Raw genomic sequence first — 15,285 nt, 5'->3', positions numbered from 1 at the left:
CGCAGGCCGGGACCGTTCTTCCTGGGTCCCTGGTGATGGACATTGTTAATCGCAACGCCTGAATAAACAACGATTTTGCGGCATTTTTTCGCCTCCTCCCGTCAAAGACGGGAGGAGTGGCGTTTACTCTTCACTATCGCCTGCCGCGGCGCGGCGCGGCGAGTCGATTTCAACACGGTCGATCTTCTGCAGCCCGCGCATCAGCGAACCGCGGCGACCACGCTCGCCGGTGACTTTTTGCAGCTCTTCCGGACGCAGTTTGATTTTCCGTTTGCCAACATGGATGGTGAGCGTGCTCTGCGGTGGCAGGATAAACAGATGCGCCAGGCCATCCTGCCCGGCGGCGGCTTCCGCCGCAGGAATGCTGATAATTTTGTTGCCCTTGCCTTTCGACAGCTGCGGTAGATCGCTCACCGGGAACATCAGCATCCGTCCGGCTGCCGTGATGGCCAGCAGCATATCGGACTCGTCCTCAATCACCAGCGGCGGCATCACGTGCGCGTTGTCAGGCAGGGTGATCAGCGCTTTACCGGCACGGTTGCGCGCCACCAGATCGTTGAAGGTGCAGACAAAACCGTAGCCCGCGTCGGAAGCCATCAGCAGCTTACGATCGTCGCTTTCCATCAGCATATGTTCCACGGTCGCCCCCGGCGGCAGAGTCAGCTTACCGGTAAGCGGCTCGCCCTGGCCACGCGCGGAAGGCAGGGTAATCGGATCGATGGCATAGCTGCGCCCGGTGGTATCGATAAACACCACCGGCTGGTTGCTCTTGCCTTTCGCCGAGGCCTTCCAGCTGTCGCCCGCTTTATAGCTCAAGCCCTGAGCGTCGATGTCGTGCCCTTTGGCGTTCCGCACCCAGCCCATCTGCGACAGAACGATAGTCACTGGCTCAGACGGCTGCATATCATGCTCGCTCATCGCTTTCGCTTCTTCACGTTCGTGAAGCGGCGAGCGGCGTTCGTCACCGAAAGCATCGGCATCAGCCTGCAGCTCTTTTTTCAGCAGGTTGTTCATTTTACGCTCAGAAGCCAGAATCGCCTGCAGCTGGTCGCGCTCTTTTTCCAGCTCGTCCTGCTCGCCGCGGATCTTCATCTCTTCCAGTTTGGCGAGGTGGCGCAGTTTTAATTCCAGAATCGCTTCCGCCTGGGTTTCGCTGATGCCAAAGCGCGACATCAGGGCTGGCTTCGGTTCATCTTCGGTGCGGATGATCTCGATCACTTCATCGATATTGAGAAACGCCACCAGCAAACCTTCAAGGATATGCAGGCGCTTAAGCACTTTCTCTAACCGATGGTTCAGACGGCGACGCACGGTATCGCGACGGAACACCAGCCACTCGCTGAGGATCTCCAGCAGGTTTTTCACCGCCGGGCGTCCGTCGAGGCCGATCATATTGAGGTTGATGCGGTAGCTTTTTTCCAGATCGGTAGTGGCAAACAGGTGGTTCATCACCTGTTCCATATCCACCCGGTTGGAGCGCGGGACGATCACCAGACGGGTCGGGTTTTCGTGGTCCGATTCGTCGCGCAGATCGTCAACCATCGGCAGCTTTTTATTGCGCATCTGCGCCGCAATCTGCTCCAGCACTTTGGCGCCGGAAACCTGGTGCGGCAGCGCGCTAATCACCACCGCGCCGTCCTCTTTGCTCCACACCGCGCGCATGCGCACTGAGCCGCGTCCGTTCTGGTAGATTTTGCGAATTTCCGCCCGCGAGGTGATGATCTCCGCCTCGGTCGGGAAATCCGGTCCCTGCACGATATCCAGCAGTTCGTCGAGAGTCGTTTTCGGCTGCTCAATCAGCGTAATCGCCGCTTTGGCCACTTCACGCAGGTTGTGCGGCGGAATATCAGTGGCCATACCCACCGCGATGCCGGTGGTGCCATTAAGCAGGATGTTCGGTAGACGCGCAGGCAGCATTTTCGGCTCCTGCAGCGTCCCGTCAAAGTTTGGTACCCAGTCGACCGTTCCCTGTCCCAGTTCGCTGAGCAGCAGTTCAGCATACTTCGACAGGCGGGACTCGGTGTAACGCATGGCGGCGAAGGATTTCGGATCGTCCGGCGCACCCCAGTTTCCCTGCCCGTCTACCAGCGGGTAACGGTAAGAGAACGGCTGCGCCATCAGCACCATCGCTTCATAGCAGGCGCTGTCGCCGTGCGGGTGATATTTACCCAACACGTCGCCGACGGTGCGGGCGGACTTTTTGAATTTCGCGCTGGCGTTCAGCCCCAGCTCGGACATCGCGTAGACGATGCGACGCTGGACCGGTTTTAAGCCATCGCCAATAAACGGTAATGCCCTGTCCATGATCACGTACATGGAGTAGTTCAGGTAAGCATTTTCCGTAAATTCATGCAGCGCAAGGCGCTCTGCCATATCGCTCATTAATCGTGGATCCTCAATCTGGGTACCGACCGTTCGGACGGCAAAACTACGCGCGATAATACCCGATCTCACGCCCTGAGTCACAGGCCGTGAGATCGGCTGAGGATTCCGTCACGCTTAATCAGGCCAGCGGCAGATAAATATCGGTTTGCAGTTCATGCTCAGCCACCTCATGGACAAAATTGAGGTAACGGAAGTACACCGGAAAATCCCGTAACGTCTCGCCTGACGCGGGTAACCAGTCGCGATAGAGAAACCAAACGCTGTTCGCCAGCGTGTCCAGCGAGCCGTGATGGCGCACGACGGCGCAGCGTCCGCCGGGGATTTCGCCGTTAATCACGCCAAAGGCGTTTTCACCGACCGGCCCAGCGACCGTACCGCAGATATCAAAACGAAATGCCTCCTGCGGGGTGGTCTGCGGATCGTCCCAGGCGATACCCCAGGTATCGCTGGTGGCGACGGGCGATAATCCGCTCGTCTTACGCCAGGCGATAAAACGCGCGGCGGTGGCGTTGACAAGGTCCGGGCTGCCGCGATGTTGCAGTACGGCTATCCGGGTGGTGGGGAAGGAAATGATGTTGACGTCCATCGACGTTTGCTCCTGTAGCGTATGTTTCGGTACGCGTCGATGCCACTCGGCCCAGTCCGGTTGCTGACGGAATTGGGTCGGGCTTTGGTCAAACGCGGTACGGAAGGCACGACTGAACGACTCCGCATTCTGAAATCCGGCATCAAGGGCAATATCGATGACTTTATCGCGGGGGTTGAACGCCAGGCGCCAACAGGCGCGTCGCAGACGCAACCACTGAATATACCGGTACAATGGAATGCCGGTATAAGCGCTAAATTGCCGGTGAAAATGGTAAGGCGAACTGTGCGCTATCGCGCTCAGCGTCTCCAGCGACAGCGGCTCATCAAGATGGCGCGCAATGTACCTACAGACACGCTGGAAGCGCCCGACATACGCCGGGCTGGCCTTAATATCGTTCATCGTCTCCTCCTCGCGACATACTCTGACAGAGCGAGGATCGCGATGCCTGACCGATCTTGCGCTTATCTGACGAAGCCTTATGGCGCGATTTTACGGATCTGTTTAACGTCGATTTCTACTGAGTTCCAGTCCTTATCGACTTCCCCCTGAATTTCTACTGTGTCCTGCGGGCCGACGGTCACGCCGTTCCAGCGCTTGTGGTCGATATCGACATTGATCACCCCGGAAGCATCCTGGAATTTATACAGATCGTCAGAAATGCGCTCGGTTATCTTGCCGCGCAGGGTCACCCAGGTATCGTCCCGCAGCGATTTGGCATTGGCGACGGTGGTCACCGCGCCGCTCGGGCCGGTGAATCCGCCAGCCTGCGCGGTGGAACTGACCTGCGTGGTCGAAGAAGGACCGGTAAACCCGCCCTGTTCGGCAGCCAGCACCGGCATGGAAACCAGGGCAACGATCGCGGTCATCGCAGCAATTTTCTTCATGATGTGTTCTCCCTTCGTGTTGATATGGCTCCTATTACGCCCGACAAAACTTAACGACTTCTTAAGCGGAAAAAAGAAATTTTAATGCTGTACATCACCCGCTTCAACGCGGTTTACTGCGCAAAGAAACAGGATCGTCGGAGGGAAACATGCGCATATTACTGGTGGAAGATGACAAGCTGATCGGCGACGGCATCAAAGCCGGGCTGAGCAAAATGGGCTTCAGCATTGACTGGTTTACCGCCGGGCTGGAGGGCAAAAATGCCTTATATAGCGCCCCCTACGACGCCGCAATCCTGGATCTCACCCTCCCCGGCATCGATGGCCTCGATATTCTGCGCGAATGGCGGGACAAGGGCCTCCATGAGCCAGTGCTGATCCTTACCGCCCGCGATGCGCTCAGCCAGCGAGTGGAGGGGCTACGGCTCGGCGCCGATGACTATCTGTGCAAGCCTTTCGCCCTGATTGAAGTGGCGGCGCGCCTCGAAGCGTTGATCCGTCGCGCGCACGGCCAGAGCAGCAGCGAGCTGCGCCACGGCAAGGTGAGCCTCGACCCGAACCGCTTAACCGCCAGCCTCGACGGCGAGAGCCTGGTGCTAAAGCCGAAAGAGTTCGCCCTGCTGGAACTGCTGCTGCGTAACGCTGGTCGCGTACTGCCGCGCAAGCTTATCGAAGAAAAGCTCTACACCTGGGACGACGAGGTCTCCAGCAACGCCGTGGAAGTTCACGTCCATCATCTGCGCCGCAAACTCGGTAGCGGATTTATCCGCACTGTCCACGGCATAGGCTATACCCTGGGTGACGCATGAAACGACTTGCCCGCCTGAGCCTGCGCGTCCGTCTGACGCTGCTGTTTGCTGTGCTGACCGCGGCCGCCTGGGGCGTCGCCAGCGTGATCGCCTGGCAGCAAACCAGCAAAAAGCTGGATAAGCTGTTCGATACCCAGCAGTTGCTGTTCGCCCGCCGCCTGAGCGCCATGCATTTCGATGAACTCCGCGCCCCGCCCGAATCGCTCGGTGAAAAGAAAAAGGTGCGGCATGGACACATCGACGACGACGCGCTGGCGTTCGCCATCTTCACCCGCGACGGCACCATGGTGCTCAACGACGGCGAGAACGGGGAGGATATCCAGTGGAACTCGCAGCGCGAGGGGTTCAGTGATGGCTATCTGCGCGGCGATGATGACGAGTGGCGCTTCCTGTGGTTAACCACTGCCGATGGTCGTCATCGCATCGTCGTCGGTCAGGAGTGGGATTATCGGCGCGAAATGGCGATGGATATCGTGACCTCGCAGCTCACCCCGTGGATGATCGCCCTGCCGCTGATGTTCGTGCTGCTTATCGTGCTGTTAAGCCGCGAACTGGCGCCGTTGAAAAAGCTGGCGCGCACGCTGCGCCTGCGCGCGCCGGACTCAGCGGAATCGCTCAGCGTGGAGAAGATCCCCTCCGAAGTCCGCCCGCTGGTCGAGGCTCTGAATCAGCTGTTCCAGCGCACCCATGACGCCATGCTGCGCGAACGTCGGTTTACCTCTGATGCCGCCCATGAGCTGCGCAGCCCGCTGGCGGCGCTGAAGGTACAGACCGACGTCGCCCAGCTCTCTATGGACGATGCAGAAGGACGTGAGAAAGCGCTGGCCCAGCTCCACCAGGGGATCGATCGCGCCACCCGGCTGGTCGATCAACTGCTGACGCTGTCGCGGCTGGACTCACTCGCCCAACTGGACGACGTGCAGCCGGTCGCCATCGACGACCTGCTGCAGTCGGCGGTCATGGAGATGTATCACCATGCGCAGCAGTCCGCCATTGAACTACGCCTACACCTGAATGCCAGTCATATCGTTCACACCGGCCAGCCGCTGCTGCTCAGCCTGCTGGTGCGCAACCTGCTGGATAATGCCGTACGCTATAGCCCGCGCGGCAGCCAGGTTGATATCACCCTCAACGGCCGCGAGTTTCGGGTGCGTGATAACGGCCCAGGCATTAGCCCGCAGGCGCTGGCGCGCATCGGCGAGCGTTTTTATCGCCCGCCGGGGCAGGACGCGCCGGGCAGCGGCCTGGGCCTGTCTATCGTCCGGCGCATCGCCTCGCTGCACGGCATGCAGGTTGATTTCGCCAACGCGCGCGACGGCGGCTTCGAAGCCCGCGTGTACTGGTAGCGAGATTATTGCTCATTTGGCAAAAGACTTTGCACATTTTGCTCATTTTACTGCCCCGCTTCGCGGGGTAAGATCATCGGCAAATTTTCAAGATTGAGGACAAATGATGAGCAACATCCTGATTATCAATGGCGCAAAAAAGTTCGCGCACTCGAATGGCCAGCTGAACGACACCCTGACCGAGGTCGCGGAGAGTTATCTGCGCGACGCCGGGCACGATGTTAAAAGCGTTCGCGCCGAAAGCGAGTACGACGTAAAAGCAGAAGTGCAGAATTTCCTCTGGGCCGATGTGGTGATCTGGCAGATGCCGGGCTGGTGGATGGGCGCCCCGTGGACGGTGAAGAAATATATGGATGATGTCTTTACCGAAGGCCACGGCTCGCTGTACGCCAGCGACGGTCGTACCCGCTCCGACGCCAGCAAAAAATATGGCTCCGGCGGCCTGGTGCAGGGGAAAAAATATATGCTCTCCCTGACCTGGAACGCGCCGATGGAAGCCTTCACCGACGAAGACCAGTTCTTCCACGGCGTCGGCGTTGACGGCGTTTACCTGCCGTTCCATAAGGCTAACCAGTTCCTGGGAATGGAAGCGCTGCCGACCTTTATCGCCAACGACGTGATTAAAATGCCTGATGTCCCACGGTATATCGCAGAATATCGCAAGCATCTGGCGGAAATTTTTGGTTAACTACAGGTCTACGCTCTACATATTTCGAGTTATTCGAACCTGGAGTATGACGAGATACACACAGAAGGAGTTGAGTTAACCATGTTAACAGTGATTGCAGAAATCCGTACCCGCCCGGGCCAGCACCACCGTCAGGCGGTTCTCGATCAGTTCGCGAAAATCATTCCGACCGTTTTGCAGGAGGCCGGCTGCCACGGCTACGCGCCCATGGTAGATCATGCCGCCGGCGTCAGCTTCCAGACCACGGCCCCCGACTCTATCGTCATGGTGGAGCAGTGGGAAAGCGTCGCGCATCTTGAAGCGCACCTGCAAACGCCGCACATGAAAGCCTGGTCGGAAGCGGTCAAAGGCGATGTGCTGGAGACCACCATCCGTATCCTGCAGCCTGGCGTCTAAGCCCGCCGACGCAGTCGTGAAATGAAAAAGGGAGCCTGAGGCTCCCTTTTACGTCAGGCGCAGCGTACAGACTTACACTTCCAGATCCGCCATATCGCCCTTCTCCTGCAGCCAGTTGCGACGGTCTTCGGAACGCTTCTTGGCCAGCAGCATGTCCATCATCGCCGTGGTCTGCTGCTCATCCTCATCGCTGATCACCAGTTGCACCAGCCGGCGGGTATTCGGATCAAGCGTGGTTTCCCGCAGCTGCATTGGGTTCATCTCACCCAGACCTTTAAAGCGCTGGACGTTTGGCTTGCCCTTCTTACGCTTCAGCTGCTCCAGCACGCCGGTTTTTTCTTCTTCCGTCAGCGCGTAGTAGACCTCTTTACCGAGATCGATACGGTACAGCGGCGGCAGCGCGACGTAGACGTGCCCCTCTTTCACCAGGGTACGGAAATGTCTCACAAACAGCGCGCACAGCAGGGTGGCAATGTGCAGGCCATCGGAATCGGCATCCGCCAGAATACAAATTTTGCCGTAGCGCAGCTGGCTTAAATCATCACTATCCGGGTCAATACCAATCGCCACCGAAATGTCGTGCACTTCTTGCGAAGCTAACACTTCATCGGACGAGACTTCCCAGGTATTCAGGATCTTGCCTTTCAGCGGCATGATCGCCTGATATTCGCGATCGCGCGCCTGCTTGGCTGAACCGCCCGCCGAGTCCCCTTCGACGAGGAACAGCTCGGTGCGGTTCAGGTCCTGGGCGGTGCAGTCTGCCAGCTTACCCGGCAATGCCGGACCGCTGGTCAGCTTTTTACGCACCACTTTCTTGGCGGCGCGCAGACGACGCTGGGCGCTGGAGATAGCCATCTCCGCCAGCAGTTCGGCAGCCTGTACGTTCTGGTTCAGCCACAGACTGAAGGCATCTTTCACCACGCCGGAGACGAATGCCGCGCACTGGCGCGACGACAGACGCTCTTTGGTTTGCCCGGCGAACTGCGGATCCTGCATTTTCACCGACAGCACGTAGGCGCAGCGATCCCAGATATCTTCCGCTGACAGCTTCACGCCGCGCGGCAGGATATTACGGTATTCGCAGAACTCGCGCATCGCATCCAGCAGTCCCTGACGCAGACCGTTAACGTGCGTCCCGCCCTGCATGGTCGGGATCAGGTTGACGTAGCTTTCGGTCAGCAATTCGCCGCCTTCCGGCAGCCACAGCAGCGCCCAGTCCACGGCTTCCGTCTCGCCGGAGAAGGTGCCGACGAACGGTTTTTCCGGCAGCAGCGGCAGGCCGTTTACGGCTTCGCACAGGTAGTCGTTAAGGCCATCGGCATAGCACCAGCGCTGCTCGCTGTCGTTGACCTGATCGCGAAACACGATTTCCACGCCGGGACACAGCACCGCTTTCGCTTTTAACAGATGGGTCAAACGCGAAACGGAGAAACGCGGGCTGTCGAAGAAGCTTTCGTCCGGCCAGAAATGGACGCTGGTCCCGGTATTGCGTTTGCCACAGGTACCAGTGACGTGCAGATCTTCTACTTTTTCACCGTTTTCAAAGGCGATGCTGTAGACCTGACCGTCGCGACGAACCGTTACCTCTACGCGTTTTGACAGGGCGTTGACCACCGAGATCCCCACCCCGTGCAGGCCGCCGGAAAACTGGTAGTTTTTGTTGGAAAACTTACCGCCCGCGTGCAGTCGGCAGAGGATCAGCTCAACCGCCGGCACCCCTTCTTCCGGGTGAATGTCGACCGGCATGCCGCGCCCGTCGTCAATGACTTCCAGGGACTGGTCGGCATGAAGGATAACTTCCACGCGTTTGGCGTGGCCTGCCAGCGCTTCATCGACACTGTTATCAATAACTTCCTGACCAAGATGGTTAGGACGGGTGGTGTCGGTATACATGCCCGGACGGCGGCGCACCGGCTCTAGCCCGGTGAGTACCTCAATGGCATCAGCGTTATATGAAGATTGCGTCATGGTGTGTATTCGTAGGTCGTTCAGGGCCGTTTAGCACAGGCCGAGAAATTCGATAATCTGAGTGAAATGATCGTCAAAGCCGACAAATGCGTGATTACCGCCCTCCTCCACCGTTTGCCGGCAGGAGGCGTAGTAATGAACGGCCTGGCGGTAATCAAGCACTTCATCCCCGGTCTGCTGCAGCAGCCAGAGTAAATCCGGCGCTTCAAGCGGGTCGATTTGCATGACCTTGAGATCGTAAATATGGCGAGACTCTAGCACATATTGCTGCCCGGTGTATGGATTCTCATTGTGGCCGAGAAAATTGTTCAGCAGTTCAAACGGGCGCACCGCCGGGTTGACGACCACCGCCGGCACCATAAAGCACTGCGACAGCCAGGTCGCGTAGTAGCCGCCCAGCGACGACCCCACAACCCCGAGTGGCTCGCCGCCATGCTCCAGCACAATGGATTCCAGCAGCTCTGCCGTTTCAGCCGGATAAGGCGGCAGCTCCGGTACCACCATGGTGATGTCGGGGTGCTGCTGCGACAGCCAGGTCTTTAACGCCATCGCCTTCGCCGAGCGCGGGGAACTGTTAAAGCCGTGCAGATAAAGAAGCGTCGCCATCAGTAGCCTTCTGAAGCAATATCCGGGTGGAACTCGGCGCCTTCCAGGCGGCACACTTCGGTGGTCAGCGTCCCGTCAGGATGCAGCTCCAGCCAGCGCCAGCCGGGTGAGACGGTATCCAGAGTGAAATTGGCGCAGTGTGGTTTGAACTGGACGCAGGTCGACGGCGTCGCCATCATACGCCGGCCATTCCAGTCCAGATCCAGTTCCTGATGAATATGGCCGCACAGCAGATGTCTCACCCGCGGCCAGGCGCTCAGCGCGCGGTCCAGCGCGCCAGCGTTGCGCAGGCTGTGTTGGTCCAGCCAGCTACAGCCAGCAGGCAGCGGATGGTGGTGCAGCAGGAGTAAGGTATAACGCTCCGGCGCTTCTGCCAGCTTGTGTTCGAGCCACTCCAGCTGGAAGTCGCTCAGCTCGCCATGGGGAACGCCAAACACCTGGCTGTCCAGCAGCAGGATCTGCCAGTGGTCGCCGAGAAACACGCGCTTGGCGGGTGAAATGCCTGACGCCTGCAGCGTACTGTACATCGCCGGCTGGAAATCATGGTTACCCGGTAGCCAGACGCAGGGTGCAGCAAAACTCGCGATACCCTCAGCAAAATGCTGATAGGCCGCGGAGGAGTGGTCCTGCGCCAGATCGCCTGTTGCGACAATCAGATCGCATGGACGCTGTGAGGCATGAATAGCCGACAGTACGGCCTGATAACTTTCCCAGGTATTAATGCCTAACAACGTTTCATGTTTTTCAGCAAACAGGTGAGTATCAGTAATTTGTAAGATCCTGACTCTGGCCTCACCAGCCAGAGGTAGGTTTAACAGGCTTTCCAAATGGTGTCCTTAGGTTTAACGACGCTAACAAACCGGAATCGCCATCGCTCCATGTGCTAAACAGTAACGCAGCCAGTCGGCCAGAAACTGGTTAATTTGATGCTTTTCGTCGCGTTGATGCAACTTTTTATTAGGATAATCATACCGCGCTTTGAAGCGAAAGATCTGCTGACTCGAACACACTTCGGCCACCATGGCGTCATGGTAGAGGCGAACGGTCATCGACGGCAGGCTCCAGTAGCTTACCGCAGGCAGAGTCTGTTCTATCGCCACCAGAGTAGTGTAGCGGGTCGATTCAACTATCGTTAACCGATACTGCGCGCTTCCCACCTGATAACTTACCTTCTCACCCGCTGCATCCGTTCGCGGCAACAGGCGGCGCAACTGCGCGAAGTTGGTCTCGCACAGGCGCATCATCTCAGGGAAGTCAGGTGTATAACGCTTCATTTTGTCCACTCGTTTCGTAAATTGTGATAATGCAATTGCAGCCATTGCAAGGCGATGACAGAGGCTGCGTTATCGATTTTCCCCTCTTCTACCCACTGGTAAGCCTGTTCCCGGCTCACCACATGCACCCGAATATCCTCGTTTTCCTCGGCCAGGCCGTGAATGCCTTTTGCCGTGGATGCATCAACTTCTCCCACCAGGATCGATAACCGTTCGCTGGTGCCGCCAGGACTGGCCAGATAGCTTAATATTGGTTTCGTCCGCCCAACTTCAAGTCCGGCCTCCTCCAGCGCTTCCCGACGGGCAACGTCTTCCACCGTTTCCCCCGCTTCGATCATGCCGGCGACCATTTCGAGCAGCCACGGGCTCTCGCTGGTATCATAGGCGGCAATACGGATTTGTTCGACGAGCACCACTTCGTCCCGCACCGGGTCAAAGGGTAGCAAGACGGCGGCATGCCCGCGCTCAAAAATTTCACGGGTGACTTCGCCGCTCATGCCGCCGTTAAACAGGCGGTGGCGAAAACGGTATAAATCGAGCGAAAAAAAACCACGATACAGCGTTTCGCGTGCAATAATTTCTACATCATTTTTGAAGAAGGTAATTCCCTGCTGAATGGGTTTGCTCATTGTCATGTCCTGCTAATCCGAAATTAGGGATTTCCAGACCGTTTGGCTACCGTTTTACGGTCCGTATGTTAGATTGGTGCAAATTACCGCCGGATGGCACGTAACGCCAACTTTTTACGGCGGCAGAATCGATACAATCAGCGGAATTTTTCTTAGAATTAGACCAGCGCTAAATGCTTCACAACAAGGAATGCAAATGAAGAAATTGCTCCCCATTCTTATCGGCCTGAGCCTGACCGGGTTCAGCGCCATGAGCCAGGCGGAAAACCTGCTTCAGGTTTACCAGCAGGCGCGCATCAGCAACCCCGATCTGCGTAAATCGGCAGCCGATCGTGACGCCGCGTTCGAAAAGATCAATGAAGCGCGCAGTCCATTACTGCCTCAGCTTGGGCTGGGAGCGGATTATACCTATAACAATGGCTATCGCGACAGCAACGGCATCAATTCAAACGTCACCAGCGGCTCGCTGCAGTTAACGCAGGTTCTGTTTGATATGTCGAAATGGCGCGCCCTGACGCTGCAGGAAAAAACGGCAGGCATTCAGGATGTCACGTATCAGACCGATCAGCAAACGCTGATTCTGAATACCGCGACGGCCTATTTTAAAGTGCTGGCCGCCATCGACACGCTCTCCTATACCGAAGCGCAGAAACAGGCCATTTACCGCCAGTTGGATCAAACCACGCAGCGCTTTAACGTAGGCCTGGTGGCGATCACTGACGTACAGAACGCCCGTTCACAATACGACGCCGTGCTGGCGAACGAAGTCACCGCGCGTAACGATCTCGACAACGCCGTCGAAGAACTGCGCCAGGTCACCGGTAACTACTATCCGGAGCTGGCCTCGCTGAATGTGAATGGCTTCAAAACCAACAAGCCGCAGGCGGTCAACGCCCTGCTGAAGGAAGCGGAGAACCGCAACCTGTCGCTGCTGCAGGCGCGTCTGAACCAGGACCTGGCTCGCGAGCAGATTCGCCAGGCGCAGGACGGGCATTTGCCGACGCTCAGCCTATCCGCGTCGAGTGGGGTATCGAATACTAGCTACAGTGGTTCAAAAACCCATAATAATCCTCAGCAATACCAGGATAACGATGCCGGGCAGAACCAAATCGGCCTGAACTTCTCTCTGCCACTGTATCAGGGTGGCGCGGTGACCTCGCAGGTCAAACAGGCGCAATACAACTTCGTTGGCGCCAGCGAGCAGCTGGAAAGCGCCCACCGTAGCGTCGTGCAGACTGTACGTTCGTCGTTTAACAACGTGAACGCCTCCATCAGCAGCATCAATGCCTACAAACAGGCGGTGGTCTCTGCGCAAAGCTCCCTGGATGCGATGGAAGCAGGCTACTCGGTGGGTACGCGTACCATCGTTGACGTCCTCGACGCCACCACCACGCTGTATAACGCCAAGCAGCAGCTCTCCAATGCGCGCTATAACTACCTGATCAACGAGCTGAACATTAAGTCGGCGTTAGGTACCCTGAACGAGCAGGATCTGGTCGCCCTGAACAACACGCTGGGCAAACCGATCCCCACCTCCGCAGACAGCGTCGCGCCGGAAAATCCACAGCAGGATGCCACTGCCGATGGCTACGGCAATACTACCGCAGCGGTGAAACCGGCGTCCGCACGGACCACCCAGAGCAGCGGCAGCAATCCGTTCCGTCAGTAATTCCCATACTGTGACGCGCATCGCCTGTCCGTCGGACAGGCGATGCGTTAAACGTAAGGCAACGTAAAGATCCCCCGCTTAGCGCCCCTCTTCGCTTCATTTTCCACCACTCATCCTCTATCCTGAGCGTTAACACACGCCATACCACTGGGTCCTGGAAGACAAATATGAAACGGACAAAAAAAATTAATCATTCGTCGTTCCGCAAAAGCTGGAGCGCACGCCATCTGACGCCGGTCGCGCTGGCCGTCACCGCGGTCTTTATGCTTGCCGGTTGTGAAAAAAGCGATGAAACGGTGTCGCTATACCAGAACGCCGATGACTGCTCCGCCGCCAATCCGGGCAAAGCAGCCGAGTGCACCACGGCTTACACCAACGCGGTAAAAGAGGCAGAACGTACCGCGCCGAAATATGCCACCCGGGAAGACTGCGTCGCCGAGTTTGGCGAAGGCCAGTGCCAGCAGACGCCAGCCCAGGCGGGCGTCGCCCCGGAAAACCAGGCGCAGGCGCAAAGCAGCGGCAGCTTCTGGATGCCGCTGATGGCCGGCTATATGATGGGCCGCCTGATGGGCGGCGGCATGGCGCAACAGCAGCCGCTGTTCAGCTCGAAAAACCCGGCCAGCCCGGCCTATGGTCAATACACCGATGCGAGCGGCAAAAGCTATGGCGCCGCCCAGCCGGGTCGCACCATGAACGTGCCGAAAACCGCGATGGCGCCGAAGCCAGCGACCACCACCACCGTTACCCGCGGTGGTTTTGGCGAGTCGGTGGCGAAGCAGTCGACTATGCAGCGTAGCGCCGCAGGCTCAACGTCCTCTTCTCGCTCGATGGGCGGCTAACTCACATGGAAAGAGTCAGTATTACCGAGCGTCCGGACTGGCGTGAGAAAGCGACCGAGTACGGTTTCAACTTCCACACCATGTACGGCGAGCCCTACTGGAGCGAAGAGGCTTATTACAAGCTGACCCTCGCGCAGGTGGAAAAACTGGAGGAAGTCACCGCCGAGCTGCATCAAATGTGCCTCCAGGTGGTGGAGAAAGTGATCGCCAGCGATGAGCTGATGACTAAATTCCGCATCCCTAAACACACCTGGGGCTTTGTGCGCCAGTCGTGGAAAACCAACCAGCCGTCGCTCTACTCGCGTCTCGACCTGGCCTGGGATGGCGTCGGCGAGCCGAAGCTGCTGGAGAACAATGCCGACACCCCGACCTCGCTGTATGAAGCGGCCTTCTTCCAGTGGATCTGGCTGGAAGACCAGCTCAACGCCGGCAAGCTGCCGGCGGGCAGCGACCAGTTCAATAGTTTGCAGGAAAAGCTCATCGATCGCTTCGGCGAGCTGCGCGAGCAGTTTGGCTTCCAGCTGCTGCATATGGCCTGCTGCCGCGATACCGTTGAAGATCGCGGCACTGTGCAGTATCTGCAGGACTGCGCCGCAGAAGCAGGCCTGGCGACGGAATTCCTCTATATCGAAGATATCGGTCTGGGCGAAAAAGGTCAGTTTACCGATCTGCAGGATCAGGTGATTGGTAACCTGTTCAAGCTCTATCCGTGGGAGTTTATGCTGCGGGAGATGTTCTCCACCAAGCTGGAAGACGCCGGCGTGCGCTGGCTGGAGCCCGCGTGGAAAAGCATTATCTCCAACAAAGCGTTGCTGCCGATGCTGTGGGAAATGTTCCCCAATCACCCGAATCTGCTGGCGGCCTACTTCAGCGAAGATGCCCACCCTGAGATGGAGAAGTACGTCATTAAGCCGATCTTCTCTCGTGAAGGGGCCAACGTCTCCATTGTTGAGCAGGGCAAGGTCGTGGAGTCGGTGGAAGGTCCGTACGGGGAAGAAGGAACCATCGTGCAGGAGTTTTACCCCCTGCCGAAGTTTGGTGACAGCTACACGCTGATTGGCAGCTGGCTCATCAACGATCAGCCCGCCGGGATCGGCATTCGCGAAGATCGGGCGCTGATCACTCAGGATCTGTCGCGCTTCTATCCGCACATTTTCGTCGAATAATGTCGCGCTCCGGCGACGATATCGCTGGAGCGCACTA

The 15,285-nt window shown here is 57.9% G+C and carries 15 protein-coding genes; 7 read left to right on the top strand and 8 right to left on the bottom strand.

The window, feature by feature from the left end; genetic code table 11:
- Positions 1 to 123: 123 nt before the first annotated feature.
- From parC to R0140_RS03410, 3 genes are all read right to left on the bottom strand, one after another.
- Positions 124 to 2,382, bottom strand: a complete 2,259-nt coding sequence (gene parC / locus R0140_RS03420) for a DNA topoisomerase IV subunit A (RefSeq protein ID WP_317703941.1) — start codon at positions 2,380 to 2,382, stop codon at positions 124 to 126.
- A gap of 121 nt (positions 2,383 to 2,503) precedes the next feature.
- Positions 2,504 to 3,373 carry an AraC family transcriptional regulator gene (locus R0140_RS03415; RefSeq protein ID WP_032741000.1) on the bottom strand — a complete coding sequence of 290 codons (870 nt, stop codon included), beginning with the start codon at positions 3,371 to 3,373 and terminating at the stop codon, positions 2,504 to 2,506.
- A 77-nt stretch (positions 3,374 to 3,450) separates the two neighbouring features.
- Positions 3,451 to 3,858, bottom strand: a complete 408-nt coding sequence (locus tag R0140_RS03410) for a YgiW/YdeI family stress tolerance OB fold protein (RefSeq protein ID WP_008806508.1) — start codon at positions 3,856 to 3,858, stop codon at positions 3,451 to 3,453.
- Positions 3,859 to 4,007: 149 nt separating this feature from the next.
- On the opposite strand from R0140_RS03410, the gene qseB reads away from it, so the two are divergent.
- From qseB to R0140_RS03390, 4 genes are all read left to right on the top strand, one after another.
- Positions 4,008 to 4,667 carry a quorum sensing response regulator transcription factor QseB gene (gene qseB, locus R0140_RS03405; RefSeq protein ID WP_317703940.1) on the top strand — a complete coding sequence of 220 codons (660 nt, stop codon included), beginning with the start codon at positions 4,008 to 4,010 and terminating at the stop codon, positions 4,665 to 4,667.
- Positions 4,664 to 6,013, top strand: a complete 1,350-nt coding sequence (gene qseC / locus R0140_RS03400; RefSeq protein WP_032741001.1) for a quorum sensing histidine kinase QseC — start codon at positions 4,664 to 4,666, stop codon at positions 6,011 to 6,013. The genes qseB and qseC overlap by 4 nt, the downstream gene beginning before the upstream one ends.
- 106 nt (positions 6,014 to 6,119) lie before the next feature.
- Positions 6,120 to 6,701 (top strand): NAD(P)H-dependent oxidoreductase, encoded by a 582-nt coding sequence (locus tag R0140_RS03395; protein ID WP_008806511.1) that lies wholly within the window; start codon positions 6,120 to 6,122, stop codon positions 6,699 to 6,701.
- Between the two features lie 81 nt (positions 6,702 to 6,782).
- Positions 6,783 to 7,097, top strand: coding sequence for a putative quinol monooxygenase (locus R0140_RS03390; protein ID WP_008806512.1), 315 nt, complete (start codon positions 6,783 to 6,785; stop codon positions 7,095 to 7,097).
- 72 nt (positions 7,098 to 7,169) lie between these two features.
- Here R0140_RS03390 and parE read toward each other — a convergent pair whose 3' ends face one another.
- The 5 genes from parE to nudF are packed head-to-tail and all read right to left on the bottom strand — an operon-like array spanning position 7,170 to position 11,574.
- The gene (parE, locus tag R0140_RS03385; RefSeq protein ID WP_008806513.1) at positions 7,170 to 9,065 is read right to left on the bottom strand and encodes a DNA topoisomerase IV subunit B; all 1,896 of its coding nucleotides are present in this window, start codon (positions 9,063 to 9,065) and stop codon (positions 7,170 to 7,172) included.
- 30 nt (positions 9,066 to 9,095) lie between these two features.
- Positions 9,096 to 9,671, bottom strand: a complete 576-nt coding sequence (gene yqiA / locus R0140_RS03380; RefSeq protein ID WP_008806514.1) for an esterase YqiA — start codon at positions 9,669 to 9,671, stop codon at positions 9,096 to 9,098.
- A complete protein-coding gene (gene cpdA / locus R0140_RS03375; RefSeq protein WP_008806515.1) occupies positions 9,671 to 10,498 on the bottom strand; it encodes a 3',5'-cyclic-AMP phosphodiesterase in 828 nt (275 codons plus the stop codon). The genes yqiA and cpdA overlap by 1 nt, the downstream gene beginning before the upstream one ends.
- A 24-nt stretch (positions 10,499 to 10,522) precedes the next feature.
- Positions 10,523 to 10,945: a DUF1249 family protein gene (locus R0140_RS03370; protein WP_002916847.1), complete on the bottom strand. Its 423-nt coding sequence runs from the start codon at positions 10,943 to 10,945 to the stop codon at positions 10,523 to 10,525.
- Positions 10,942 to 11,574, bottom strand: a complete 633-nt coding sequence (gene nudF / locus R0140_RS03365; RefSeq protein WP_008806516.1) for an ADP-ribose diphosphatase — start codon at positions 11,572 to 11,574, stop codon at positions 10,942 to 10,944. Before nudF ends, R0140_RS03370 begins: the two co-directional genes overlap by 4 nt.
- A gap of 196 nt (positions 11,575 to 11,770) precedes the next feature.
- Between nudF and tolC the strand changes: the two genes are divergently transcribed.
- From tolC to R0140_RS03350, 3 genes are all read left to right on the top strand, one after another.
- Entirely contained in the window at positions 11,771 to 13,243 is a 1,473-nt protein-coding gene (tolC, locus tag R0140_RS03360; protein WP_008806517.1) for an outer membrane channel protein TolC, read from the top strand.
- Positions 13,244 to 13,410: 167 nt separating this feature from the next.
- Positions 13,411 to 14,082, top strand: coding sequence for a DUF1190 family protein (locus R0140_RS03355; RefSeq protein WP_008806518.1), 672 nt, complete (start codon positions 13,411 to 13,413; stop codon positions 14,080 to 14,082).
- A 5-nt stretch (positions 14,083 to 14,087) separates the two neighbouring features.
- A complete protein-coding gene (locus R0140_RS03350) occupies positions 14,088 to 15,248 on the top strand; it encodes a glutathionylspermidine synthase family protein (protein WP_008806519.1) in 1,161 nt (386 codons plus the stop codon).
- The last annotated feature ends 37 nt before the right edge of the window (positions 15,249 to 15,285 follow it).

The sequence above is a fragment of the Klebsiella sp. w6 genome (assembly GCF_033100215.1).
In the GTDB taxonomy this organism is placed as follows: Bacteria; Pseudomonadota; Gammaproteobacteria; order Enterobacterales; family Enterobacteriaceae; genus Klebsiella; species Klebsiella variicola.
Note: the sequence above shows the minus strand (reverse complement) of the source record. Positions and strands in the feature narration are given on the sequence as shown.